Annotated in this window: 22 protein-coding genes; 8 read left to right on the top strand and 14 right to left on the bottom strand. The window is 71.9% G+C overall.

Annotated elements, in window-relative coordinates:
• Positions 1-6: 6 nt before the first annotated feature.
• The 6 genes from FYW99_RS32380 to FYW99_RS16745 form a co-directional block, all read right to left on the bottom strand.
• Positions 7-156, bottom strand: coding sequence for a hypothetical protein (locus tag FYW99_RS32380; protein ID WP_223839091.1), 150 nt, complete (start codon positions 154-156; stop codon positions 7-9).
• Between the two features lie 494 nt (positions 157-650).
• Positions 651-893: a DUF3039 domain-containing protein gene (locus FYW99_RS16765; RefSeq protein WP_017567454.1), complete on the bottom strand. Its 243-nt coding sequence runs from the start codon at positions 891-893 to the stop codon at positions 651-653.
• A gap of 64 nt (positions 894-957) precedes the next feature.
• The gene (locus tag FYW99_RS16760; RefSeq protein WP_150252957.1) at positions 958-1,536 is read right to left on the bottom strand and encodes a YqgE/AlgH family protein; all 579 of its coding nucleotides are present in this window, start codon (positions 1,534-1,536) and stop codon (positions 958-960) included.
• A gap of 52 nt (positions 1,537-1,588) precedes the next feature.
• Entirely contained in the window at positions 1,589-2,995 is a 1,407-nt protein-coding gene (locus FYW99_RS16755; RefSeq protein ID WP_150252956.1) for an NAD-dependent malic enzyme, read from the bottom strand.
• A 305-nt stretch (positions 2,996-3,300) separates the two neighbouring features.
• Complete coding sequence (locus FYW99_RS16750) at positions 3,301-4,029, bottom strand: cytidylate kinase-like family protein (protein ID WP_150252955.1); 729 nt, start codon at positions 4,027-4,029, stop codon at positions 3,301-3,303.
• Between the two features lie 316 nt (positions 4,030-4,345).
• Positions 4,346-5,308 (bottom strand): tetratricopeptide repeat protein, encoded by a 963-nt coding sequence (locus tag FYW99_RS16745; protein WP_150252954.1) that lies wholly within the window; start codon positions 5,306-5,308, stop codon positions 4,346-4,348.
• A gap of 484 nt (positions 5,309-5,792) precedes the next feature.
• Here FYW99_RS16745 and FYW99_RS16740 point away from each other — a divergent pair, with 484 nt between their 5' ends.
• Both FYW99_RS16740 and FYW99_RS16735 read left to right on the top strand, forming a co-directional pair.
• Positions 5,793-6,569 (top strand): helix-turn-helix domain-containing protein, encoded by a 777-nt coding sequence (locus FYW99_RS16740; RefSeq protein ID WP_150252953.1) that lies wholly within the window; start codon positions 5,793-5,795, stop codon positions 6,567-6,569.
• Complete coding sequence (locus tag FYW99_RS16735) at positions 6,566-6,739, top strand: DUF397 domain-containing protein (protein ID WP_150252952.1); 174 nt, start codon at positions 6,566-6,568, stop codon at positions 6,737-6,739. Before FYW99_RS16740 ends, FYW99_RS16735 begins: the two co-directional genes overlap by 4 nt.
• Positions 6,740-6,791: 52 nt before the next feature.
• On the opposite strand, the gene FYW99_RS16730 is transcribed toward FYW99_RS16735, so the two are convergent.
• On the bottom strand, positions 6,792-8,519 hold the full coding sequence (locus tag FYW99_RS16730; RefSeq protein WP_150252951.1) for an acyl-CoA mutase large subunit family protein: 1,728 nt from the start codon (positions 8,517-8,519) through the stop codon (positions 6,792-6,794).
• A gap of 71 nt (positions 8,520-8,590) precedes the next feature.
• Positions 8,591-9,112, bottom strand: coding sequence for a MarR family winged helix-turn-helix transcriptional regulator (locus FYW99_RS16725; RefSeq protein ID WP_150252999.1), 522 nt, complete (start codon positions 9,110-9,112; stop codon positions 8,591-8,593).
• A 663-nt stretch (positions 9,113-9,775) separates the two neighbouring features.
• On the opposite strand from FYW99_RS16725, the gene FYW99_RS16720 reads away from it, so the two are divergent.
• The 3 genes from FYW99_RS16720 to FYW99_RS16710 all read left to right on the top strand — a co-directional run bounded on the left by FYW99_RS16720 (position 9,776) and on the right by FYW99_RS16710 (position 14,762).
• Positions 9,776-11,455, top strand: coding sequence for a glycosyl hydrolase family 18 protein (locus FYW99_RS16720; protein WP_150252950.1), 1,680 nt, complete (start codon positions 9,776-9,778; stop codon positions 11,453-11,455).
• A gap of 422 nt (positions 11,456-11,877) precedes the next feature.
• The gene (locus FYW99_RS16715) at positions 11,878-13,836 is read left to right on the top strand and encodes a glycosyl hydrolase family 18 protein (RefSeq protein ID WP_150252949.1); all 1,959 of its coding nucleotides are present in this window, start codon (positions 11,878-11,880) and stop codon (positions 13,834-13,836) included.
• 128 nt (positions 13,837-13,964) lie between these two features.
• Entirely contained in the window at positions 13,965-14,762 is a 798-nt protein-coding gene (locus FYW99_RS16710; protein WP_150252948.1) for an alpha/beta fold hydrolase, read from the top strand.
• 44 nt (positions 14,763-14,806) lie between these two features.
• Here the strand turns inward: FYW99_RS16710 and meaB are convergent, their stop codons facing one another.
• Together meaB and FYW99_RS16700 are read right to left on the bottom strand one after the other, a co-directional pair.
• Positions 14,807-15,763 (bottom strand): methylmalonyl Co-A mutase-associated GTPase MeaB, encoded by a 957-nt coding sequence (gene meaB, locus FYW99_RS16705; protein ID WP_150252947.1) that lies wholly within the window; start codon positions 15,761-15,763, stop codon positions 14,807-14,809.
• 239 nt (positions 15,764-16,002) lie between these two features.
• On the bottom strand, positions 16,003-17,190 hold the full coding sequence (locus FYW99_RS16700) for an acetyl-CoA C-acetyltransferase (RefSeq protein ID WP_150252946.1): 1,188 nt from the start codon (positions 17,188-17,190) through the stop codon (positions 16,003-16,005).
• A gap of 228 nt (positions 17,191-17,418) precedes the next feature.
• Here FYW99_RS16700 and mce point away from each other — a divergent pair, with 228 nt between their 5' ends.
• Both mce and FYW99_RS16690 read left to right on the top strand, forming a co-directional pair.
• Positions 17,419-17,883 (top strand): methylmalonyl-CoA epimerase, encoded by a 465-nt coding sequence (gene mce, locus FYW99_RS16695; protein WP_150252998.1) that lies wholly within the window; start codon positions 17,419-17,421, stop codon positions 17,881-17,883.
• Positions 17,884-18,263: 380 nt separating this feature from the next.
• Positions 18,264-19,559 (top strand): DivIVA domain-containing protein, encoded by a 1,296-nt coding sequence (locus FYW99_RS16690; RefSeq protein WP_150252945.1) that lies wholly within the window; start codon positions 18,264-18,266, stop codon positions 19,557-19,559.
• Between the two features lie 240 nt (positions 19,560-19,799).
• Here FYW99_RS16690 and FYW99_RS16685 read toward each other — a convergent pair whose 3' ends face one another.
• The 4 genes from FYW99_RS16685 to FYW99_RS16670 form a co-directional block, all read right to left on the bottom strand.
• On the bottom strand, positions 19,800-20,540 hold the full coding sequence (locus FYW99_RS16685; protein ID WP_150252944.1) for an alpha/beta hydrolase: 741 nt from the start codon (positions 20,538-20,540) through the stop codon (positions 19,800-19,802).
• A 32-nt stretch (positions 20,541-20,572) separates the two neighbouring features.
• Entirely contained in the window at positions 20,573-20,905 is a 333-nt protein-coding gene (locus FYW99_RS16680; protein WP_190394687.1) for an ATP/GTP-binding protein, read from the bottom strand.
• Positions 20,906-21,122: 217 nt separating this feature from the next.
• Positions 21,123-22,334, bottom strand: coding sequence for a 3-hydroxyacyl-CoA dehydrogenase (locus FYW99_RS16675; RefSeq protein WP_150252943.1), 1,212 nt, complete (start codon positions 22,332-22,334; stop codon positions 21,123-21,125).
• Between the two features lie 171 nt (positions 22,335-22,505).
• Entirely contained in the window at positions 22,506-22,892 is a 387-nt protein-coding gene (locus FYW99_RS16670; protein ID WP_150252942.1) for an SCO5389 family protein, read from the bottom strand.
• Positions 22,893-23,102: 210 nt separating this feature from the next.
• Here FYW99_RS16670 and nucS point away from each other — a divergent pair, with 210 nt between their 5' ends.
• Complete coding sequence (gene nucS / locus FYW99_RS16665; RefSeq protein WP_061078069.1) at positions 23,103-23,780, top strand: endonuclease NucS; 678 nt, start codon at positions 23,103-23,105, stop codon at positions 23,778-23,780.
• Positions 23,781-23,909 lie beyond the last annotated feature (129 nt).

The raw sequence follows: 23,909 nt of genomic DNA, 5'->3' as shown, positions 1-23,909 counted from the left end.
CGTCCCCTACCTGAGGGGGACGACCAGCGGGACTCCGGTACGCGGGTGCGGTAGGACTTCGACCTCGTGCTGGTAGACGGAGCCGAGCAGCGACGCGGTGAACACGTCGGCGGGGGAGCCCTGAGCGGCGACCCGCCCTCGGGAGGGTATCGCCACACGATGGGCGTAGGCTGCCGCAAGCCCCAAATCGTGCAGGACCACGATAACCGCACCGCCGCGCTCCGCGAGTTGGGAAGCCAGATCCAGTACGAGTTCCCGGTGCCGGATGTCCAGTGCGGCGGTCGGCTCGTCCAGCAGGAGCAGCTGGATCCCCTGGGCCGGGACGCGGGCGAACCGTTCGCGGGCTTCTGCGCCGCCGGGGAGCAGCCGGACCCGGTCCCGCTGACCGTGGGCATGGACGAGAGGTCCAGATCCCAGGCGGGGCGGCGGTGTACGCGGCCCGCAGGCGCGTTCCCGCCCCCGACGGGGGCGAGGAGTCCCCGGCCCAGGGTCCGTCGTTCGAACCGGCCCCGGACAGCACGAGGGCCTTGGCACACGCCGTGTGTCAAGGCCTTCTCCGTGCTCGCCGCGCGCGGTGCCCGGGCACGGCGGGGTCCGCGCCGGACGCGCGGCCGTCCCCTCGGGAGGCGTCGGCCGTCCGGGCGGGAGGACTACTTCATCATCTCCTCGTAGACCTTCTTGCACTCGGGGCACACGGGGAACTTCTTGGGGTCGCGGTTGGGCACCCACACCTTGCCGCACAGGGCGATCACGGGGTCGCCGGTCACGGCGCTCGCGGTGATCTTGTCCTTCTGCACGTAGTGGGCGAACCGCTCCCGGTCCCCGCCGTCGTGGGAGATGTCCGGTTTGGTCTCGCTGTCCGGGAGGACCTTGTTGAAGATGTCCATCGCCATCGTGCCTCACACCTTTCGACGTCTGCGTTCCACGGTATAGGGTGCCGCGCGCGGCCCCGGCTGCTCAGTTCATGGTGGGATCGTCGGGGAAGGTGGACAGGAGCGCCATGTCCCCGCCCTGGCGGCGCAGCACCCGCGACCACAGCCCCTCGGGGGCGGTGGTGAAGACGTCGTCGGCGACCGCGTCGACGACGTACCAGGCCCCCTCGTCGACCTCCCCGGCCAGCTGGCCCTCGCTCCACCCCGCGTAGCCCGCGAAGACACGGAACGCGCCGAGCGCCCCGCCGAGCACCTGGGCGGGGCCGTCGAGGTCGACCACGCCGATCCCGTCCAGGCCCAGGTGCGGGTCCAGGCCCTCCAGCGGGGACCAGCCGGGGGGAGGCTCGCCGGGGCCGGCCATCCCCAGGGCGATGCCGGAGCCCAGGCCCACGGGCCCTCCGGAGAACATCACCGCCGGCTCGCTGGCGTAGGTGCCCCAGTCGGTGACGACCTCGTCCACGGTCATGCCCAGAGGGCGGTTGAGGATCACCCCGAGGGTGCCGTCGGCGGCGTCGTCCACGACGAACACCACCGAGCGGCGGAAGGAGTCCTCCTGGAGTACGGGGGCGGCCACCAGGAGGCGTCCGGTCATCGGCTGGTCCATGCCCTCCCACCTACCCCGGAACGCCGGGCGGAGCGCCGGTGTTTCCAGGCCGTTATGCCTGTCCGGCCGCCTGACCGCGCTGGGCGACCTCGCGCACGGCCGTGGCCACGTGGTTGGACAGGTCGGAGTGGAACACGCTGGGGATGATGTAGTTGGGGCCCAGCTCGTCCTCGGTGACGACGTCGGCCAGGGCCTCGGCAGCGGCGACCATCATGTCCGAGGTGACGTCGTGGCTCTGGGCGTCCAGCAGGCCGCGGAAGAAGCCGGGGAAGACCAGCACGTTGTTGATCTGGTTGGGGTAGTCGCTGCGGCCGGTGGCCACGACGGAGGCGTGCAGGTGGGCCACGTCCGGGTCGACCTCGGGGTCGGGGTTGGCCAGGGCGAAGATGATGGCGTCCTCGTTCATCTCGGCGATGTCGTCGCCGTTGAGGAGGTTGGGAGCCGAGACGCCGATGAAGACGTCGGCCCCGGCCACGGCGCCGCGCAGGTCGCCGCTGTAGCCCTCGGGGTTGGTGTGCTCCGCGATCCACCGCAGGTTGGAGTCGAGGTCCTCGCGTCCGGCGTGCACGGCGCCGTGCACGTCGCTGACGATGACGTCGCGCGCCCCGGCGTGCATGAGCAGCTTGAGGATCGCGGTTCCGGCCGCGCCCGCGCCGGACATGGCGATGCGGACCTCGCCGAGCTTCTTGCCCACCACGCGCAGCGCGTTGCGCAGGGCGGCGAGCACGACGATGGCGGTGCCGTGCTGGTCGTCGTGGAAGACGGGGATGTCGAGCAGCTCGCGCAGGCGGGCCTCGACCTCGAAGCAGCGGGGGGCGGAGATGTCCTCCAGGTTGATGCCGCCGAATCCGGGGGCCAGCACCTGGACGGTGCGCACGATCTCGTCCACGTCCTGGGTGTCCAGGGCGATGGGCCAGGCGTCGATGTCGGCGAAGCGTTTGAACAGGGCGGCCTTGCCCTCCATGACGGGCATGGCGGCCTCGGGGCCGATGTTGCCCAGGCCCAGGACCGCGGAGCCGTCGGTGACCACGGCGACGCTGTTGCGCTTGATGGTCAGGCGCCGGGCGTCGTCCTTGTTGGCGGCGATGGCCTGGGAGACGCGGGCGACGCCGGGGGTGTAGGCCATGGAGAGCTCGTCGCGGTTGCGCAGCGGCACCTTGGACTTCATCTCGATCTTGCCGCCCAGGTGCATGAGGAAGGTGCGGTCGCTGACCTTGTGCACGACCACGCCCTCGACGGCGCCCAGGGCGTCGACGATGGCCTGGGCGTGCTCGGTGTCGCGAGCGGCGCAGGTGACGTCGATGCGGATGCGCTCGTGTCCGGCGGCGGCCACGTCCAGCGCGGTGATCATGCCGCCCACCTGCTCGACGGCGTTGGTGAGACTGCCGACCGCACTGCCCCCAGCGTCCAGTTCGAGGCGGACGGTGATGGAGTAGGAAACGCTGGGAAGGGTGGCCACGTGTTGCTCCTTGGCTCTGGCTGGTGTGGTGCGTCCGGGGCGCCCCGCCGGGGCGCTCGCCGGTGCACGGCGCCGCCTGCGCGTGCGCGCGGGATGGGGGGTGCCGTGTGTCCTGTGCGCGCGGTGCTCAACGCACCGTCACTCGGACCCCGGTTCCGGGCGGGGGCTGACCCGTGACCGAGTCGCCTTACCTTACCTGAGTCAAGGCCCAACCGTCAGCACAAGGTGACAATTACCGCTCTGGTAAAAAATCGCATAAATTACGCCAGCGCGAGGGTGTCACGGCGGACAACGCGTGGTTCGGCTCAGGCGCCCTCGGAAGGAGGGGTCGCCCGGTCGCGGGCGGCGCGCACGACGAGGTCCACACAGGCCTCCAGTGACAGCGACACCGCGTCCAGGACCAGGTGGTAGTGACCGGGGTCGGCGGGGTCGGCGCGGTAGAAGCGCCGCACGTAGGCCGCCCGGGCGCGGTCGTTGTCGTCGAGCAGGCGCGCGTTGGGCGGCTCGTCGGAGTGAGTGCCCCTCCACTCGCCGCGGTCACCGGACTCCCACAGCCTGCGCGCCCGGCGCAGGCGCGCGTCGGGGTCGCCGTCCAGGCGCACGTGCAGGGCACCGGGGTGGTCGCGCAGGACGACGGCCCCGGCCCGGCCGAGGACGACGCCGCCCTGCTGGGCCACCTCTCCCAGGACCCGTTCGGTCTGCTCCACGAACTCGTGGTCGTAGAGGAGGCGGCCCTCCTCGTCGGTGGTGCCGATGAGGGCGGTGTCCACGCTGCCGAGGGTGACGGTGGGCAGGCGCGCGGCGCTGGCGAGCAGGCGTTCGAGCCTGCCGGGGGCGCGGTCGTCGCGTTGGAGGGCCTCGTCGAGCGAGCAGCCGATGCGGGCGGCCACCGCGCTGGGGACGGCCCGGTCGAGGAAGGCCACGCCGAGCCGGGCGGCGACGGCGGGGCCCACCGCGCTGCCGCCCGCGCCGTAGGTGGCCGAGATCGTGACCACGGGTGCGCCGCGTCCGTCAGGGGTGTCGCCGGTCGCCATGTAAACCTGCCAGGTCCGCGACGGGCCGTGGGCCCGTCTCCTGACGGGGTTGTACCCGCTGTGCGCGGGTTATGTCCGGCGCCCCGCAGAGGGGGACGCGGCCCGCGGGGAAGACGCGATCCGCGGGAAGGCCGTGACTCCTGGGGAAGCCGCGGCCCGCAGGGCGACCGTGGTCCGGGAAGCTCCGCGAGCCACCGTGGCGGTGCCTCGCCCCGCCGGGTGCGACCCGGCGGGACGAGGCGGCAGCACCAGGATGCGCCGGCGGTGTCCGGGGAGCGGCGCGGGCCTCGGGCCGCGCGGCTCCGCGGAACACTCCCTAGAACAGCGCGGAGGTGAGCTTGCGGCGGGCGGCGGCGACCCGCGGGTCGCCCGGGGGCAGCAGCTCGAACAGGCCGAGCAGGTGGGTGCGCGCCCTGTCGCGGTCCCCGTCGGCGGTGCGCCTGACCGTGTCGACGAGGCGGCCGAAGGCGTCCTCGAACCTGCCGCCGTACATCTCGACGTCGGCCGCGGTGGCCTGGGCGGCGACGTCCTCGGGCCGGTCGGCCGCGGCCTGGAGGGCTGCTCCCGCGTCCACGTCCTGGAGACGGCCGACCAGCCGGACCTGGGCGAGCTTGGCCCGGGACTCGGCGTCGCCGGGGTCGGCCTCCACGGCCTTGGCGTAGACGGCCGCGGCGGCCTCGAAGTCGCCCCGGTCCAGGGCCTCCTGGGCCTCGACGTCCACGGGACGGCCCCGGGGCTCCTCGGGCTGGGCCGCCTGCGCGTCCTGCGCGCCCTCCGCGCCGGGCTCACCGGTGATGGTGCCGGGGTGGCCCGGGGGCAGCGCGCCCTGTTCCTGGAGGGCGGCGAACGCCTCGACCAGCCAGGCGGTGAGCTGCTCCTCGGTCGCCGGGCCCGCCGGACCGGGCAGGAGCTGGCCCTGGATCACCACGACGATCATCGGGGTGGTGGGCACCCGCAGGGCCTGGACCAGCTGCGGGCTGGCCTCGCTGTCGACCTTGGCCAGGAACCAGGTGCCGCCGGAGGCCGCCGAGATCTTGTCCAGGGCCTCCTCGACCTGCTTGGACTGCTCGGACCAGCCCGCGAGGACGGCCAGCACGACCGGGGTCGACATCGACCGCTCCAGGACCTGGGCCTGGAAGGTGGACTCGTCGACGTTGAGGGCGTAGGGGTTGGATCGACCCGCCGACTCCGCCGCGCGCTGTTTGGCCTCGCGTTCCATGGCCGCCTTGCGCGCGCCGAGGTCCACGGCACTGTTCGGTGAAAAGTCCGAAGGCTGCATGACTCCATCCTGCCGTATGCGCGGGCAGGACGTGGACCGTATCTCCCGACCATGGGTAGGGGCCCGCGCCCCCGGTGAGCGGGCCCCTACCCCCTTCCTCTCCGACCCCATCCCCCCATGGGGTCCCTCCCCCGAAGAGGGCTTCCGCTCCGGAGCACCGGAGCCGTCCGTGTCCCACCTGTCGTGTGCCGCCTGGTGTGGTGCCGCGGACCGCCCGTCCACGCGTACCGGACGGGCTGCTCCGCGTCCGTCCGTAGCGCGGCCGGAACAGACACCTCGTGCGACGAAAGACCACGCAAAGACCAGGCGCTGCGGCGGAAACGGTTCTGGCGGGCCGTGTGACGGAACCACCCAGAACACAGTGGAGGAACGACCTCGCCCTCCACGACTCCAACCTGTCGCACCGGCACGTGTCCCGCGAGCGACTGCGGTGCATTCCTAAAGCTACGGTCCAGAACGCAATTCACGTACTACGATCCGGGACATGGTGCAATCTCCCTTCCCCTCTCAGATAACGAAGTGGCGCGAACTGCGGGGTCTCACCCAACGACAGCTGGCAGCCCGCATCGGCACGTCCTCGTCGTCCCTCTGCCGATGGGAGTCCGGGGAGAACACCCCCAAACGTGATCACGTGGAGAAACTGGACCAACTCCTCCAGGCCTCCGGTCGGCTGCTGAAGGTCTGGGAGAAGCAGACCGTCGGCCCCTTGCTCCCACCGTGGATGCAGGACCTGTGGCGGCTGAAGGAGGAGGCCGTGCACATCGAGTTCCTGTCCCCGGTCCTGGTTCCCGGACTCCTCCAGTCGCCCGGCTACGCGCGGCTCGTCTTCGAGCACGGACAACCGCTCGCCACACCGGCAGAGATATCCGACCTCGTCTCCATGCGCTGCGCCCGCTACGAACGCCTCCGCGAACAGAACGACCCCGAGGTGGTCGCGGTGTTCCCCCACAGCGCGTTCACCTGTGTCCCCGACGACGTGCGCCGGGAACAGGCCGCGCACCTGGTCTCACTCACACGGCAGGGGAGAGTCCGCGTCCATCTCGTGCCGGAGGGCTCGGCGCTGATCGGGATCACCTCACCGCTGCTACTGTGCCGCCTCGTGGACGGCTCACGTGTCGCGTCCAGCGACCACGTTTCCGGTAACGTCCTCTACGACGAGACGAACGGATTCGACCGACTGTCCGAGCTGGTAAAACGCGCTCTGGGAAGCGCCCTTCCCCCGGAACAGTCGGTACAGGTTCTCGAGAGGTTGAGCACATGAGCGGTGAATGGCACAAGTCCAGCTACAGCAGTACGGGCGGACAGTGCGTGGAGGCCCGGGAGCACGAAACCGGGACGGACGTACGCGACTCCGCCCACCCCGATTCGGGTTATCTGTCCTTCCCCCCCGCCCAGTGGGTGCGCCTGACCAGGACCGCCCGCTCCCTTTGAGCCCCGGGCCGGAGGGGACCGCCGCACGTTCCGCGGTCCCCGTGCCACTCGCTCAGAACCGGGGTTCCTCGGTGTAGGTCCCGAACTCCTCCCCCATGGTCGCGCAGATCTCGCCGAGCGTGGCCTCGGCGCGGGCCGCGTCCATGATCAGCGGGATGAGGTTGCCCCCGTCGGAGCGCACGCCCGCCAGGAGGGCGGCCAGGGCGCGGTCCACGGCGGCGCCGTCGCGGGCGGCGCGGCGCTCGGCGAGCGCGCGCTTCTGCTCGTGCTCGACCTCGTGGCTGATCCGGAGGATGTCCAGTTCGCCGGAGACGGTGTTGGTGTGGCAGTTGACGCCCACGATCCTCTTGTCGCCCTTCTCCAGGGCCTGCTGGTACTGGAAGGCGGACTCGGCGATCTCGGAGCTGAAGTAGCCGTTCTCGATCCCGGCGAGGATGCCGGAGGTCATCGGGCCGATCGCGTGCTCGGCACCCTCGCCCCCGCCCATGCGCAGGACGTGGGCGAAGATCCGCTCCGCCTCGGCCTCCAGCTCGTCGGTGAGCGACTCCAGGTACCAGGATCCGCCGAGCGGGTCGGCGACGTTGACGATCCCGGTCTCCTCCATGAGGACCTGCTGGGTGCGCAGGGCGATCTCGGCGGACTGCTCGGTCGGCAGCGCCAGGGTCTCGTCCAGGGCGTTGGTGTGCAGCGAGTTCGTGCCGCCCAGGACGGCCGAGAGCGCCTCCACGGCGGTGCGGACGACGTTGTTGTAGGGCTGCTGGGCGGTCAGGGAGACCCCTGCGGTCTGGGTGTGGAACCGCAGCCACTGCGCCTTCTCGGTCTTGGCGCCGTAGACGTCCCGGAGCCAGCGCGCCCAGATGCGGCGCGCGGCGCGGAACTTGGCGATCTCCTCGAAGAAGTCGATGTGCGCGTCGAAGAAGAAGGACAGCCCCGGCGCGAAGGTGTCGACGTCCAGCCCCCGGGACAGGCCGAGTTCGACGTAGCCGAAGCCGTCGGCGAGGGTGAAGGCGAGTTCCTGGGCGGCCGTGGCCCCGGCCTCGCGGATGTGGTAGCCCGACACCGACAGCGGCTTGTACGCGGGGATGTCGGCCGCGCAGTACTCCATGAGGTCGCCGATCAGCCGCAGCTGCGGCTCCGGCGGGTAGAGCCACTCCTTCTGGGCGATGTACTCCTTGAAGATGTCGGTCTGGAGCGTGCCGTTGAGGGTGCGGACGTCCACCCCCTGGCGCTCGGCCGCCACCAGGTACATGCAGAAGGCCGGGACGGCCGGGCCGCTGATGGTCATGGAGGTGGTGGTCTCGCCGAGCGGGATCCCGTCGAAGAGCAGGTCCATGTCGGCGACGGAGTCGATGGCCACGCCGCAGTGGCCGACCTCGCCCAGCGCGTGGGGGGAGTCGGAGTCGTGGCCCATGAGGGTGGGCATGTCGAAGGCGACCGAGAGCCCGCCCCCGCCGGAGGCCAGGATCATCTTGTAGCGCTCGTTGGTCTGGCGCGCGTTGCCGAACCCGGCGAACTGGCGGATGGTCCACGCCCGTCCCCGGTAGCCGGTGGCGTGGAGGCCGCGGGTGTAGGGGTACTCCCCCGGCCAGCCGACGCGCTCGAAGCCGGGGACCTCGGCGCCGGGACGGGGGCCGTAGACGGGTTCCAGGGTGCGCCCGGACAGGGACGTGAAGTCGGCGTCGCGTGTGCGCGCGGAGTCGTAGCGGCGCTGCCAGCGCTCGCGCCCGGCCTCGATCTCCTGGCCCCCGCCGCCGGTGGGGTCGCTCGTGGTGTTCGCCATACCGAAATAGTAGGACGTCCAACTAATGATGTACAGGGAGAGCGCCCGCGGCACCGGGGCGCGGCGGGCGTTCAGCGGCCCTCGGCGGCCTCCACGACGGGCTCGGGGAAGTCCCCGAAGTCCACCCTGAGCCGGGTGAACATCTCGTGCATGCGCCACAGCTCCTCGTCGGAGTAGCAGCCCAGGCCGAAGTCCATGGACAGCAGTGCCCCGGTCGCCTCCTCGGTGACCCGGCGCCCGGCGTCGGTGATCTCGGCCAGCACGCCGCGACCGTCGCTCGGGTTGGGGAGGCGGCGCACGAAGCCCTGCCCCTCCAACCGGTCGATGGTGTTGGTGACGCTGGTCGGGTGCACCATGAGGCGCTCACCGATCTTGCCCAGGGGCAGCGAGCCGGAACCGCTGAAGGTGAGCAGGACGAGCGCCTCGTAGCGGGCGAAGGTCAGACCGAACGGCTTGAGGGCTCCGTCCAGCTCCCCGATCAGGATCTGCTGCGCGCGCATGACCGAGGTGACCGCCGCCATCGCGGGCGAGGGCCCCCATCTGCGCGTCCAGTTGTCGTGTGCCCGCTCGATCGGGTCGAACGGGAGATTCAACGGGTTACCCACGGGTTCACTCTAGTCAGCGGTACGGGCGCACCCGCCTGACCGGAGGGCGTCCGGCCCCGCTCCCGCGCGACCCGACCGCCGGGCACCGCGCCGGGCACGGCCCGGAGGCCCGCCCCGGTCGGCGGAAGCGACGGATGCGACGCTCCGGGGCGAGCGTGACGTGGGGGTTTCACGGGCCTCGGAGGGGCGCGGGAGCGAAAAGCGCACAGAGCACCTAACAGCGGGTGAGAAAGAAAGCAAGACTTTTCCGTGGCCACAAAGGGACAGATGCCACATTCGGAACTGGTCCACCCCGCCAACTCGGCAAATCCACCGGACCTCCGGCGAAGGGCCCGCGAAGTCCGCCGCCGCGCGCACGGGGCGACCGGAGAGTCCGCGCCGGGTCTTGACGGAGCAAGGAATTATTAGTTAAGTTTCCTAAAAATTTATCCCCCCACGTCAGAGGCTCAAGGTGAAGACCTGTCCTCACTTGGCCCGTGGACCACCCGCAGGGAAGGCACCGAACCCCGCCGACGGACCGCGGCTCTCCCCCGCGGCCCCCGCACACGACCGCAGCCCGTCCCCTCTGTTCCAAGAGCACGGCCCATCCGCTCCAGGAGCACGGTCGTCCATCCCCCCGACCCCCGTCCCCGCACCAGGAGATGCCACGACGTGAGAGCACGACGTTTCAGTACCCGCCTCGCGGCCGTCGCGGCCGCCGTGCTGCTCGCCCCGCTCGCGGCGACCGCGGTCCCGGCCGCTGCCGCCCAGGAGACCGACCCCGCCGACCTCACGGTCACCTACACGGAGTCGGCCCGGTGGAACACCGGCTACACCGGCCAGATCACCGTCCACAACGCCTCGGACGCCCCCGTCGACGACTGGGCCGTCGAGTTCTCGCTCCCCGACGGCAGCCGCATCCACGAGCTGTGGAACGCCACCCTCGCGGGCACCCCCGGCGGCTACACGATCACCCCGCCGCACTGGGGCGCCAGCGTCCCGGCGGGCGGCAGCTACTCCTTCGGCTTCAACGGACTGCACTCCGACGGCGCCACCGACCTCGTGGACTGCCTGGTCAACGGCTCCCCCTGCGCCGGGGACGACGGGAGCGGCCCCTCCCACGACAGCCGCAGCGTCGCCTACTACACCCAGTGGAGCGCCGGGGAGCGCGACTACCACGTCCGCGACCTGGTCGACAGCGACAGCGCGGAGAAGCTCACGCACATCAACTACGCGTTCGGCAACGTCACCGCCGAGGGCGTGTGCGCCACGGGCGACGGGACCAGCCAGGAGGGCGCCGTCGCCGACTACGCGCACCCCGTGCCCGCCGAGGAGAGCGTCGACGGGACCGCCGACGACCCCGGCCAGGAGCTGCGCGGCAACTTCAACCAACTGCGCGAGCTCAAGGAGATGTACCCCGACCTCAAGGTCAACATCTCCCTCGGCGGCTGGGAGTGGTCCCGGTACTTCTCCGACGCGGCCCTGACCGCCGAGTCCCGCGAGAGGCTGGTCAGCTCCTGCGTCGACCTGTACCTCCGGGGGAACCTGCCCGAGGTCGACGGCGCGGGCGGCGAGGGCGCCGCCTACGGGGTCTTCGACGGCATCGACCTGGACTGGGAGTGGCCCGGCTCCGGCGGCCACCCGCACAACACGGTCCGCCCCGAGGACAAGGAGAACTTCACCGCCCTGGTGCAGGAGTTCCGCGACCAGCTGGACGCGTTCGGCGAGGAGACCGACCGCCACTACGAGCTGACCGCGTTCATGCCCGCCGGGGGCTGGCGCCTGGACGCCGGGTACGAGCTGGACGAGCTCATGACCGACTTCGACTTCGTCACGGTGCAGGGCTACGACTACCACGGCACCTGGGAGAGCACGACCAACCACCAGTCCAACCTGGTCGTGGACGCCCGCGACCCCCAGCCGGTGATCTCCACCGAGCTCATCGTCCAGGCCTACCTGGACCGGGGCGTGGACCCCGACAAGCTCGTCCTGGGCGTGCCCTTCTACGGACAGGGGTGGACGGGCGTGGAGCCGGGCCCCGACGGCGACGGCCTCTTCCAGCCCGCGACGGGCCCCGCGCAGGGGACGTACGCGGCGGGCACCGAGGACTGGAAGGTCCTGGAGGAGAAGGTCGAGTCCGGCGAGTTCGAGGTCTTCCGCAACGACGAGGCCGGTACGGCCTGGATCTACGACGGCCAGACGCTCTGGAACTACGACGACGAGGCCGCCATGACGCAGAAGACCGACTGGGCCCAGGACAACGGCCTCGGCGGGGTCATGGTCTGGTCCATCGACGGCGACGACGCCGAGGGCAGCCTCATGGCCGCCATCGACACGGCGCTGAGCGACTAGGAACCGTCCGCCCCCGCCGCGGCCGCGCTTCCTCCGGGTGGCGCGGGAGCGGCGGGGACGGGCTCCGTGCGCGGCCCGGGCACCCGGAACGCGCCCCCACGACCGCAGCCGACAGAACTTCCGGTCCGGCGATCCCGGACCGGGACCGAGCGGCGTCGGTGCTCTGATCCGGGGAGCACCGCCGCCACGGCCGGTGCGGACCGATGTGCGACGGTCCGCACCGGCCCCCACACACCCTCCCCTTCCTCCCCCAGGTCGGAGGCCCGCCATGCCCCTGCCGCGCACACGCCACCTCTCACGCGCGCCGCCGAGACCACCACCGGTCAGCTCGCGACACCGCACTCCCTGGGCGCACACCCCGCAGCCGTCCGCCCCCGCGGCGGAAGGCCAACCCCCACACCGCTCACGCACCAGGAGCAACCGTGAGAGCACGACTTCGCCAACGAATCGCGGCACTGGCCGCCGCGGTCGTCCTACCCCTCGCACTGGCACCCGTCCCGGCCGCGTCGGCCGACACCTCGGGCGTCACCGTCACCTACGTGGAGACCAGCCGCTGGGAGACCGGCTACGGCGGGCAGCTCACCATCGCCAACGGCTCGGGCTCGGCGCTGACCGACTGGAGCATCGGCTTCCGGCTCCCCTCCGGCGCCGCGATCACCAGCCTGTGGAACGCCACCCTCAGCCGCTCCGGTGACGCCTACACCGTCACCCCGCCCTCGTGGGGCGCCTCCGTCCCGGCGGGCGGCAGCTACTCCATCGGGTTCAACGGCACCCACGGCGGCGGCGACACCGCTCCCGTGGACTGCACGGTCAACGGCGGCAGCTGCTCGGGCGAGCCCGGCGAGGAGGACACCGAGCCGCCCACAGCGCCGACCGGCCTGACCGTCACCGGCACCACCTCGACCACCGTGGCCCTGGAGTGGGGCTCCGCGGACGACAACGCCGGGGTCGCGGGCTACGAGGTCCTCTCCGGGGGCGAGGTCGTCCGCGCGGTCAGCGGCACCACCGCCACCGTCACCGGACTGGCGCCCGAGACCGAGCACACGTTCACCGTGCGCGCCTACGACACCTCCAACAACAGGGGGCCCGAGAGCGGTGCCGTCACCGCCACCACCGACGCGGACGGCGGCGGTCCCACCGACCCGCCCCAGGAACGCCGGGTCGCCTACTTCACCCAGTGGGGCGTCTACGACCGCGGCTACCTGGTGAACGACCTGGTCACCTCGGGCACCGCCGAGAAGCTCACCCACATCAACTACGCCTTCGGCAACATCAACGCGAACGGCGAGTGCTTCATGGCCAACCAGCTCGGCCAGGGCGACGCCTGGGCCGACTACGGCCGCTCCTTCGGGGCCGCCGACAGCGTCGACGGGGTCGGCGACACCTGGGACCAGGACCTGCGCGGCAACTTCAACCAGCTGCGCGAGCTCAAGGAGATGTACCCCGACCTCAAGGTCAACATCTCCCTCGGCGGCTGGACCTGGTCCGAGCACTTCTCCGACGCGGCGCTGACCGCCGAGTCCCGCGAGCGCATGGTCTCCTCGTGCGTCGACCAGTTCCTGCGCGGCAACCTGCCCCTCTTCGACGGCGCGGGCGGGCCCGGCTCCGCCTACGGCGTCTTCGACGGCATCGACCTGGACTGGGAGTGGCCGGGATCGGCGGGCCACGAGCACAACACCGTCCGCCCCGAGGACAAGGAGAACTTCACCGCCCTGGTGCAGGAGTTCCGCGACCAGCTGGACGCCCTGGAGACCGAGACGAGCCGCCAGTACGAGCTGACCGCGTTCCTGCCCGCCGACCCGGAGAAGATCGAGCTCGGCTTCGAGATGCCGCAGCTCATGACCGACTTCGACTTCATCACGGTGCAGGGCTACGACTACCACGGCGGCTGGGAGAGCACCGCCAACCACCAGTCCAACCTGCTCCTGGACCCCGCCGACCCCGGCCCGGACCTGTACTCCACCGAGACCACGGTCCAGGCCTACCTCGACCGCGGCGTGGACCCCGCCGACATGGTGCTCGGCGTGCCGTTCTACGGCCGCGGCTGGACCGGTGTGGAGCCCGGTCCGAACGGCGACGGTCTCTTCCAGAGCGCTACCGGACCCGCTCCCGGTAGCTACGAGGCGGGGATCGACGACTGGAAGGTCCTGAAGGACCTGGTGGGCACCGGCGGCTACGAGCTGTACCGCGACGACGCACTGGGCACCGCCTGGCTGTACGACGGCGACACCTTCTGGACCTACGACGACGAGGTCTCCATGGCCCAGAAGACCGACTGGGCCCAGGCCCAGGGCCTGGGCGGCGTCATGATCTGGTCCGTTGACGGCGACGACGCCGACGGCAGCCTCATGAACGCCATCGACACGGCGCTCGCCGGGTAGTCGGCGCTCCGGTCCGGCGTGCCCCGGACGGGAGAGGCCGGTGCGGACCGTCGCGGTCCGCACCGGCCGTTTCTCCGTCCACCCCCGGTGGGACCCTTGCTGACAAACACGCGGAAGGAGCGGTAGCCGTGGTGAGCACACATGCCCTGGACACACCTGACGGAACGCTGTACCACGAGGTCCGCGGCGAGGGAACGGTCCTCGTTCTGACGGGCGCGCCCATGGCCGCCGGGAAGTTCGTCCCCCTGGCGGACCTGCTCGCGCGGGACCGCATGGTCGTCACGCACGACCCCCGGGGTATCTCCCGCAGCCCTCTGAATGACCCGAAACAGGACTCCACGCCGGGGCTGCGCGCAGACGACGTCATCGCTCTCCTTGACGCCCTCGGCACGCACTCGGCGGACGTGATGGGTACCAGCGGCGGTGCGGTGACCGCGCTGGCACTGGCCGAACGGCATCCCGACCGGGTCCGCACGATCGTCGCGCACGAACCTCCCCTTTGGGAACTGCTACCCGACGCCGCCGACCAGCGCACCTCGACCGAGGAGGTCATTGCCACCTATCTCCGGGAGGGGCTGTCCGCGGCGCGAGCCGCATTCGCCGACCAGGCTGGATTCCCACAAGGAGAGTCCGTCTCGAACGGGGAGTTCGGCGAGCAGGTCCTCGCCGACAGCACCCGGTTCTACGTCCACGAACTCCGACACACCACCCGGTACGTGCCCGACACCGACGCGCTTGCGACCGGACCCGTCCGCGTCGTGGTCGGTCTCGGAGCCGACTCGGGGAGTCTGCTGACCGCGCGGACCTGCACGGTGCTGGCCGAGCGCCTCGGCACGAGGCCGGTCTCCTTCCCCGGCGGGCACGGCGGCTTCACCGAGGACCCGGAGGGCTTCGCCGCCGTGCTGCGCGGGGTCCTGGACTCCTAGCCAAGGTCGGCGCGGAGCTCCCTCAGCACCACGGCGGCACCCCACTAACCCAAATCGGCGCGGAGCTCCCTCAGCACCACATCAGCGGCGGCGTAGGGGTCCCTGCGCCCCTCCGCCACCTCCTCGGCCAACCCGTCCAGGCCGGTGTCGTCGCCCGCCCCGCCCATCCGTGAGCGCAGCAGGTCCAGCACGATCGCCTGCACCTCGTCCCGGGCGCGGGCGCGGCGGCGCCGGGTCAGGTCCCCGCTGGCCTCCAGGTGGGCGAAGTGCTGGTCCATCCGCTCCCACAGCTCGTCGACGCCCTCGTCCCTGGAGGCGACGGTCATCACGATCGGCGGCTTCCACTCCTGGTCGGTGCGGTCCTTCATGGCGATCATCTGGCGCAGCTCGCGCAGGGTGGACTTGGCGCCCTCCCGGTCGGCCTTGTTGATCGCGAAGACGTCGGCGACCTCCAGCACGCCCGCCTTGGCGGCCTGCACCGAGTCACCCATGCCCGGAGCGCACAGCACCACGGTGGTGTCGGCCTGCCCGGCGATCTCCACCTCGGCCTGGCCCACGCCCACCGTCTCCACCAGGATCACGTCGAACCCGGCCGCGTCGAGCACCCGCAGGGCGTGCGGCGTGGCCCAGGACAGCCCGCCCAGGTGCCCGCGGTTGGCCATGGAACGGATGAACACCCCCGGGTCGGTGGCGTGCTCCTGCATCCGCACGCGGTCGCCGAGCAGGGCGCCGCCGGTGAACGGCGAGGACGGGTCCACGGCCAGCACCGCGACGGTCAGCCCCTTCGCCCTGGCCGCGCGCACGACGGCGTTGGTGGTGGTGGACTTGCCCACCCCCGGGGAGCCGGTGAACCCCACCACCCGGGCCCGACCGGTGTGCGGGGCCAGGCCCGCCATGATCTCGCGCAGGGCCGCGGATCCGTTCTCGACCAGGGTGATCGCGCGGGCCAGTGCCCGGCGGTCGCCCTCGCGGACCCGTTCGACCAGTGGGGGGGTGTCCATGGAACTCCTCGGTGTGGGCGGAGCAGGACGGGGCGGGGGCTCGTGGCCCCCGCCCCGCGGCTGTCAGGTGCGTCGTGTCCCCGGGACTCTCCCGGGGACACAGTGTCTTCGGGTCGGGTCCCCCGCGCGGTCCGCCACGCGGGCGTTCGGGGATCTCCCGGCGCCCGCGGGCGGTGTCCGCGAGAGGGTCGGCCGCCGTCCGGCGGCCGCGGCGTCCGGGCTCGGGGCCCGGCTCGGTGTTACTCCGCGGGAACCGTGAACAGCAGGGCGTCGCCCTGGCCGCCGCCGCCGCACAGGGCGGCCGCGCCGAACCCGCCGCCGCGGCGGCGCAGCTCGTGGACCAGGTGCAGGGCGATGCGGGCGCCGGAGGCGCCGATCGGGTGGCCGAGCGCGATGGCGCCGCCGTTGACGTTGACGATGTCCTCCGAGACGCCCAGGTCCCGGGTGGACTGTAGGCCCACCGCGGCGAAGGCCTCGTTGATCTCGATCAGGTCCAGGTCCTCGACCGAGCGGCCCGCCTTACCCAGCGCGTGCCGGATGGCGTTGGAGGGCTGGGAGTGCAGCGAGTTGTCCGGTCCGGCGACGTTGCCGTGCGCGCCGATCTCGGCCAGGACCGGGGCGCCCAGCTCCTCCGCCTTGGCGCGGCTCATCACGACCACCGCGGCGGCGCCGTCGGAGATCTGCGAGGAGGAGCCCGCGGTGATCGTGCCCTCGCCGTCGAAGGCGGGACGCAGCCTGGCCAGGCTCTCGGCGGTGGTGTCGGCCCGCACGCCCTCGTCCGCGGAGAAGACGACGGGGTCGCCCTTGCGCTGCGGGATCTGGACGGGGACGATCTCGGCGTCGAAGTACCCGGCGGCGGCCGCGGCGGCCGCGCGCTGGTGGGAGCGGGCCGAGAAGGCGTCCTGCTCCTCGCGCCCGATGCCGAGCTTGCCGTTGTGGCGCTCGGTGGAGGCGCCCATGGAGTCGCCCTCGAAGGCGTCGGTCAGGCCGTCGTGCGCGGTCGCGTCCAGGACCTCGACCGATCCGTACTTGTAGCCCTTGCGCGACTTGGGCAGCAGGTGCGGCGCGTTGGTCATGGACTCCATGCCCCCGGCCACCACCACGTCGAACTCGCCCGCGGTGATGAGCTGGTCGGCGAGGGCGATCGCGTCCAGGCCCGACAGGCAGACCTTGTTGATCGTCACCGACGGCACGTTCATGGGGATGCCCGCCTTGACGGCGGCCTGGCGGGACGGGATCTGGCCCGCGCCCGCCTGGAGCACCTGTCCCATGACCACGTATCCGACCTGTTCGCCGGAGATGCCCGCGCGTTCCAGCGCGGCCTTGATCGCGAAGCCCCCGAGGTCGGCGGCGGAGAACCCGGCGAGGGAGCCGAGGAGTCTGCCGGTGGGGGTCCGTGCCCCACCGACGATGACGGAACCGGGCATCGTAACTGGCCTCCAAATGCATGGGTGACGCACCTGGTCTGCAACGATACCCACACCGCTGTCAGCGATCCCCGGGAGGTTCACCCCATGAGTGACGCACCGCACTCGGCCAGCGAGTTCACCACCCCGCTTTCCTCCTCCACCCCTTCCACCCCGCCTTCCTCCTCCGCCTCTTCTTCCCCCTCCGCTCCCGCGACCCCGTCCGCACCTCCCGTCCCGTTCTCCGGCCTGACCCGGCTCGACCACGTGGGCATCGCCTGCCGCGACCTCGACGCCTCGGTGGCCTTCTACCGGTCCACGTACGGGTTCGAGGTGGAGCACGAGGAGGTGAACGAGGAGCAGGGCGTGCGCGAGGCCATGCTCCGGGTCAACGGCACCGACGACGGCGGCGCCACCTACCTCCAGCTGCTGGAACCCACCCGCGCGGACTCCCCGGTGGCGAAGTTCCTGGAGCGCAACGGCGAGGGCGTCCACCACGTCGCCTTCGGGACCGCGGACGTGGCCGCCACCGCGGCGGGCGTCGGCGGGAGCGGCGTGCGCGTGCTGGACGCCGAGCCGCGGCGGGGGACGGCGGGGTCGAGGATCGTCTTCCTGCACCCCAAGGACTGCGGTGGCGTGCTCACCGAGCTGGTCCAGAGCCCGGAGGGGGCGCATGAGGAAAGGGGTGACGACCGTCCCGGAATTTCCGGATAGCGTCACAGGGGCGTTCCGGACAAGTCACAGGTTGAACGCCAGTGGCATGGTTAGCCTCAGAGCCCACCGGAAGTTACCCGAAACCCCCTTCCCAGGTGTTCCGCGCTTGATAAAGTCGGCTAGCTGCCGGATGCGCTATTCCGGCTTTGGTCCATGTCTTGCAGTCCGGTAGCCGAGTCGGGTCGGCCGTACCGCCGTGTCAGGTGACGGGGCGCACACGGACGATCTCGGAGGCGATCAGGGGCCCACCAGCCCGTCGTCACCCGCCCCATCCCCGGCTCGCGCCACCGGACCCGTCCCCGGGGACAGCGCAGCCGCCCTCCCCGCCGTCCCCGGCCCCTTGCAAGTAGCCGTCTCGCACCCGTTCAGGATTCCGCCACATGCCGTCAAACAACATCGACACCCAGCTCAACAACATCTTCGACGAGGACAACACCCCGCACGAATTCGACGTGGTGCTGCGTGGGTATGACCGCACCCAGGTGGATGAATACGCGGCCAGCCTGCGCAACGACCTGAAGCAGCAGTCAAAGCAGGCCGAGAAGCTCAAGGCCGAGCTCAACGCCAAGAACCGCCAGCTCCAGGAGCGCGAGCGCCCCTCCTACTCCGGTCTGGGATCGCGCATCGAGGAACTGCTGCGACTGGCCGAGGAGCAGGCCAACGAGCTGGTCCAGAGCGCGCAGATCGACGCCAACGACATCCGCTCGGCCGCCAAGATCGAGGCCGCCGACATGCGCGCGGCCGCCGAGTCCGAGGCCACCGAGGTGCGCACCCTCGCCCAGCGCGAGGCCGACGAGACCCGCCAGACCGCCGAGTCCGAGGCGGAGGAGATCTCCACCACCGCCCGCCGCGAGGCCGACGAGCTCACCTCCACCACCGAGCGCGAGGTGCAGAAGAAGCGCTCCGCGGTCGACCACGAGATCGCCGAGAAGCGGGCGACCTTCGAGGGCGAGATCGCCAAGCTGCGCACCACCACCGAGCGCGAGTGCGCCCAGGCCCGCGCCGCCGCCAAGCGCGAGCGTGACGAGACCATCCAGTCCGCCAAGAGCCAGGCCGAGGAGCTGCGCAAGAACGCCGAGCGCGCCTACGCCGAATCCGAGGCCCGGCGCACCGAGGCCGAGGACCAGTTCGAGCTCCAGCTGGCCGACCGCCGCGCCGAGGCCGAGCGCCAGGACGCCGAACGCCTCGCCGCCGCCCAGGCCGCCACGCAGAAGATGGTCAACGAGGCCGAGGAGCGGGCCGCCAGCGCCGAGCAGCGCGCCACCAAGGCGAGCCAGCAGGCCGAGCAGACCCGCCGCGACGCCGAGAACCACGCCAAGCAGCTGGTCGGCAACGCCAAGAAGAACGCCGCCCAGATCGACGCCGAGGCCAAGTCCAAGGCGGAGCACCAGCTCGGGGACGCCAAGTCCGAGGCCAACCGGATCATGACGGCCGCCAAGAAGGAGGTCGAGGAGCTCAACCGCCAGCGCGACAGCATCCAGTCGCACCTCCAGCAGCTGCGCCAGCTGCTCGGCGGTGGCGGCCCGGCCGCCCCGGCCCCGGCCCCCGCCGCGCCGGTCGCCCCGGCTCCGGCCCCGGCCGCGATCCCGCAGGAGTCCGCTCCGGCCGCCGAGGAGACCCGGCAGCCGGTGCACTCCGGCAAGGGCGCCGACGACGAGGACTGGTGGCAGGAGTAGGGTTCCGGCCCGCTCCGGGCTGACGCTCTCCCCCACACGCGAGGACCCGCCTCTCCCGGCTGACGCCGGGGAGGGCGGGTCCTTCGTCGTGTCGGATGCGGGAGTCGTGTCGGATGCGGGACGAGCGCTCCGCGCGGCAGGCCCGGGGACCGGGTGAGCGGCGGGGAGGGCCGGGCGCGGCGGCACCGGATCGACGGCAGCGGCGGCAGCGGCAGCAGCGGGTGGGACGCCCGCGCGGGTCTAACCGAGGGTCTGGACGTCCTTCTCGTACGGGCCGTCCCACTCCACGGGGAGCGGGTAGGCCCCGGGGTTGACCCGCTTGACGATCTCGTCCAGCACGCGGCGCACGTAGGGCTCGCCCACCCACAGGTGCTTGGCGCCCTCCACCCCGACGACCTCGCACTGGGAGAGCGTCTTGAAGCGCTCCCTGGCCTCGTCGGGGCGCAGGTAGTCGTCGTGCTCGGGGACCAGGGCGACCACCGTCTTGCCCGTCCGCGCCCACACCGCCATGTCGGCCTCGTCGGCGCGGTGCAGCGGCGGCGACAGCAGGATCGCGCCCTTGATCTGCGGGTCGGCACCCCACTTGAGGGCGAGCTCGGTGCCGAACGACCAGCCCAGCAGCCAGGGGTCGGGCAGACCCTCGAACTCGGTGAACTCGATGGCGGCGAGCACGTCGTGCTTCTCGGTCTCGCCCTCGCCGAACTCGCCCTGGCTGGTGCCGTGCCGCGAGCTGGTGCCGCGGGTGTTGAACCGCAGCACCGCGATGTCGGCCAGCGCGGGGAGCCGGAACGACGCCTTGCGCAGGACGTGGCTGTCCATCATGCCCTCGGCGGTGGGCAGGGGGTGCAGGCACACCAGGGTGGCCTTGGGGTCGCGGCCCTCGGGCAGGGCCAGCTCGCCGACCAGCTCCAGGCCGTCGGCGGTGTGCAGGGTGACGGGTCGTCTCACGGCGGGCAGCACCGTGGTGGCTCGGATCTCCATGGCTCCTCGTGTCCGGGGTAGGTGGCCGGGGCTCAGTAGCGGGGGGCGCGCGGTGCGCGGTGGGAGCGCCGGTCCCAGCAGGAGGAGTGCCAGTGGCGCCGGTCGCCGCCGTCGCCGTAGGGGCGCCAGGCCACGACGTGCGCCATGCCGGTCGGGATCTCCTGGGCGCAGCCGGGGCAGCGGTAGACCTTGGTGGCGGCGGCGCCGGGGATGCGGCGCGTCACCCACTCCCCGTCGGGGCCGGTCTCGCGGCGCTGTCCACCGGTGACGCGCAGCATGAGGGCGTCCTCGTCGTCGGGGGCGCCGCCGGGGGCCTTGCGGCCCCGGGCGGATGTGCGGCGGGGAGAGTTACGGCGCGGGCTCACACCGTCCAGGTTAGAAGAGAACCGGCAGTGGCCGCCGCCACAGGCGCAGCGGCGGCCCGCTTCGCCACCCCGCGCGACGACCGGAACCGCCTCGTCCGCCGTGATCTTGTACTCATAGCGAGCCTCGACCGCCGACATCGGCTACAAGTACAAGATCATCGCAGCTCAGGACCTCACGCATCACACCGGCAACACTTGCGGTCAGCCGGTCAGCGCGCTAGGCATGGCAGGCGCAGCCGCCGTGGCCCTCGCCCTCCGGCGCGTCGGGCAGCTGGTCCATCAGCAGCGGGGCGGGCACCGCGATGTTGGTGAGGCCGTACTCGCCCATCGCGACCAGGGTGGTGACCACGGACTCGGCGCCGCGCTCCTCCAGCAGCTCGGTCGGTCCCTTGGGGTAGCCGCAGCCGAAGCGCATGGCGGTGTCGATGTCCCTGGCGGAGGCGTAGCCCTCGCCGATCATGCGCAGGGCGTCGTCGATCTGCGGAGCGAGGAGGACCTCGCCCAGGTCCAGGGTCTCCTCCTCCCGGACCATCTGCGCGTAGCGGCCGGTGGGCCGGGGCTCGGGGGCCTCGTCGGTGCCCGCGTAGAAGCCCTGGCCGGACTTGCGGCCCAGGCGGCCCGCGGCCACCATGCGGCGCAGCAGCGGCGAGGCGGCGTAGCGCTGGTCGCGGTACTCCTCCCACAGGACGTCCATGACGGCCAGGCAGACGTCGAGGCCGACCAGGTCGGCGAGGGTCAGCGGGCCCATGGGCAGGCCCGCGGCCTTCTGCACCGAGGAGTCGATCTCCTCGCGGGTGGCCACCTTGCGCTCGTACAGGCGGATCGCGTCGTTGATGTAGGGCACGAGCAGGGCGTTGGCCACGAACCCGGCGCGGTCGCCGACCACCACGGGGGTCTTGCCGATGCGCTTGGCGACCTCGGAGACCACGTCGACGGTCTCGGCGCTGGTGGAGACCGTGGTGACGACCTCGACCAGCTTCATGACCGGGGCGGGGTTGAAGAAGTGCAGCCCCACGACCTTGTCCGGGCGGCCGGTGAGCGCGGCGATCTCGGTGACCGACAGCGAGGACGTGTTGGTGGCCAGGATCGTGCCGGGCGGGCAGATCCGGTCCAGGTCCGCGAAGACGTCCCTTTTGATGTCCATCCGTTCGGGGACGGCCTCGACGACGAAGTCCGCGTCGGCGAGGTCCTCGCGCGAGGTGGTGAACGTCAGCCGGGTGTCGATCCCGGTGCGTTCGTCCTCGGTGAGCTTGCCCTTGTCCACCGCCTTCGAGAGGGACCTGTCCACGTGGGCGCGGCCGCGGTCGACGGCGGCCTGGTCGATCTCGACCCCGGTGACGTTGAACCCCGCGCGGGCGAACACCTCGGCGATACCCGCGCCCATCGCGCCGAGTCCGACGACACCGACCTTGTCAAATTCCTGCACCATACGCCCAGACTACGGGCCCGACCGAACCGCCCCGCGCACGGGATGCCCGAGTCGGGCACTCGGTGCCACCCGGTGCGTCGGCACGCCGGTGGCGGGGCCGCCGCGCCCCGGCCGTGGCGCGGCGGCCCCGCTCCCTCCCGGGGGGGGCAGAACCACCTCTGGCAGGCGCCCCTAGCAGTCGACGAGCTCGGGCGACTGGTTGAGCAGCTGGGCGCGCGGAGAGGTGAACACGGCGTGGGCCTCCTCGGCCCCGGGCGCGAAGAGGGCCACGCGGTGGCAGTTCTGGAAGGCCAGGCGCAGGCCGAAGTGCCGCTCCACCGCGCCGCGCATGGCGTCGCTGGCGAGCAGGCGCAGCAGCTGGCCCCTCTCCTGCTCGCCGGGCGGGGGCACCTCGTTCGCCTCGAAGCCGGACTCGGCGCTCCGGGCGCCCTCGGCCAGACCGCTGACCACCTCCCAGGCGTAGGGCAGGGAGTCCCTGATGCAGGCGATGAAGTCGGCGTCCTCGACCGGGCCGCGCTTCGCCTGCTCCAGCAGGTCAGGAGAGACCGTCAGCGACATGGAAGTCCCTTCGTCGTCGCGGGCGCGCGGATCCGCGCGCCCCTGGCGACGTTAGAGGCCCGGCCGCGTCCCGTCATGGGGCCGGGGGGACACACCTGTCTTTCCCCGGGGGCACACCCCTGTGGACACGGTCGGCATCGCCGGACGAGGCGGGCAGCCGATACGCGGTTCCGCTCCGCGCGTCCCCCGGAGGCGGTAACGTGACGTTTCGTGCGTCTCGTCATCGCTCGGTGCAGTGTCGACTACGTCGGCCGCCTCACCGCCCACCTGCCCATGGCTCCCCGCCTGATCCTCATCAAGGCCGACGGGAGCGTGTCCATCCACGCCGACGACCGGGCGTTCAAACCGCTGAACTGGATGAACCCGCCCTGCAAACTGCGCGAGGAGACCGTCGCCGACGGACCCGACGTGTGGACGGTCACGCACGGCAAGTCCGGCGAGAAGCTGGTGCTGACCGTCGAGGAGGTCATGCACGACTCCTCGCACGAACTGGGCAAGGACCCCGGCCTGCAGAAGGACGGCGTCGAGGCCCACCTCCAGGAACTGCTGGCCGAGCACATCACCACCCTCGGCGACGGCTACACCCTCATCCGCCGCGAGTACCCGACGGCGATCGGCCCGGTGGACATCCTGTGCCGTGACGGCGGCAACGCCACCGTCGCCGTGGAGCTCAAGCGCCGCGGCGACATCGACGGCGTCGAGCAGCTCACCCGCTACCTGGAGCTGCTCAACCGGGATCCGCAGCTCGCGCCGGTGCGCGGCGTGTTCGCCGCCCAGGAGATCAAGCCGCAGGCCCGTGTGCTCGCCGAGGACCGCGGCATCTCCTGCGTGGTACTGGACTACGACGAGCTGCGCGGTATCGAGCCGGACGTGCTCCGCCTGTTCTGAGCGCCCCCTTCTCCGCCTCCCGACGGGCCTCGGGCGCGCGCCGCGCGCCGGGGCCCGTCGGCGCTGAGGCCCGCCGGCCCCGGTGCGGTTCCGTTGCTCCCCCCTCCCCTGGTCGGGGGGGGCGTCCTC

This window comes from Nocardiopsis deserti (genome assembly GCF_008638355.1).
Lineage (GTDB): Bacteria > Actinomycetota > Actinomycetes > Streptosporangiales > Streptosporangiaceae > Nocardiopsis > Nocardiopsis alborubida.
The sequence above is the reverse complement of the archived record's forward strand: the minus strand, read 5'-3'. Positions and strand labels throughout refer to the sequence as shown.

What these genes read in the sequence shown, in the direction of transcription:
- FYW99_RS16765 (WP_017567454.1), bottom strand. Translation starts at nt 893, where the DNA reads ATGGCGATGGACATCTTCAACAAGGTCCTCCCGGACAGCGAGACCAAA.
- FYW99_RS16760 (WP_150252957.1), bottom strand. Translation starts at nt 1,536, where the DNA reads ATGGACCAGCCGATGACCGGACGCCTCCTGGTGGCCGCCCCCGTACTC.
- FYW99_RS16750 (WP_150252955.1), bottom strand. Translation starts at nt 4,029, where the DNA reads ATGGCGACCGGCGACACCCCTGACGGACGCGGCGCACCCGTGGTCACG.
- FYW99_RS16745 (WP_150252954.1), bottom strand. Translation starts at nt 5,308, where the DNA reads ATGCAGCCTTCGGACTTTTCACCGAACAGTGCCGTGGACCTCGGCGCG.
- FYW99_RS16740 (WP_150252953.1), top strand. Translation starts at nt 5,793, where the DNA reads ATGGTGCAATCTCCCTTCCCCTCTCAGATAACGAAGTGGCGCGAACTG.
- FYW99_RS16735 (WP_150252952.1), top strand. Translation starts at nt 6,566, where the DNA reads ATGAGCGGTGAATGGCACAAGTCCAGCTACAGCAGTACGGGCGGACAG.
- FYW99_RS16730 (WP_150252951.1), bottom strand. Translation starts at nt 8,519, where the DNA reads ATGGCGAACACCACGAGCGACCCCACCGGCGGCGGGGGCCAGGAGATC.
- meaB (WP_150252947.1), bottom strand. Translation starts at nt 15,763, where the DNA reads ATGGACACCCCCCCACTGGTCGAACGGGTCCGCGAGGGCGACCGCCGG.
- FYW99_RS16700 (WP_150252946.1), bottom strand. Translation starts at nt 17,190, where the DNA reads ATGCCCGGTTCCGTCATCGTCGGTGGGGCACGGACCCCCACCGGCAGA.
- FYW99_RS16690 (WP_150252945.1), top strand. Translation starts at nt 18,264, where the DNA reads ATGCCGTCAAACAACATCGACACCCAGCTCAACAACATCTTCGACGAG.
- FYW99_RS16685 (WP_150252944.1), bottom strand. Translation starts at nt 20,540, where the DNA reads ATGGAGATCCGAGCCACCACGGTGCTGCCCGCCGTGAGACGACCCGTC.
- FYW99_RS16675 (WP_150252943.1), bottom strand. Translation starts at nt 22,334, where the DNA reads ATGGTGCAGGAATTTGACAAGGTCGGTGTCGTCGGACTCGGCGCGATG.
- FYW99_RS16670 (WP_150252942.1), bottom strand. Translation starts at nt 22,892, where the DNA reads ATGTCGCTGACGGTCTCTCCTGACCTGCTGGAGCAGGCGAAGCGCGGC.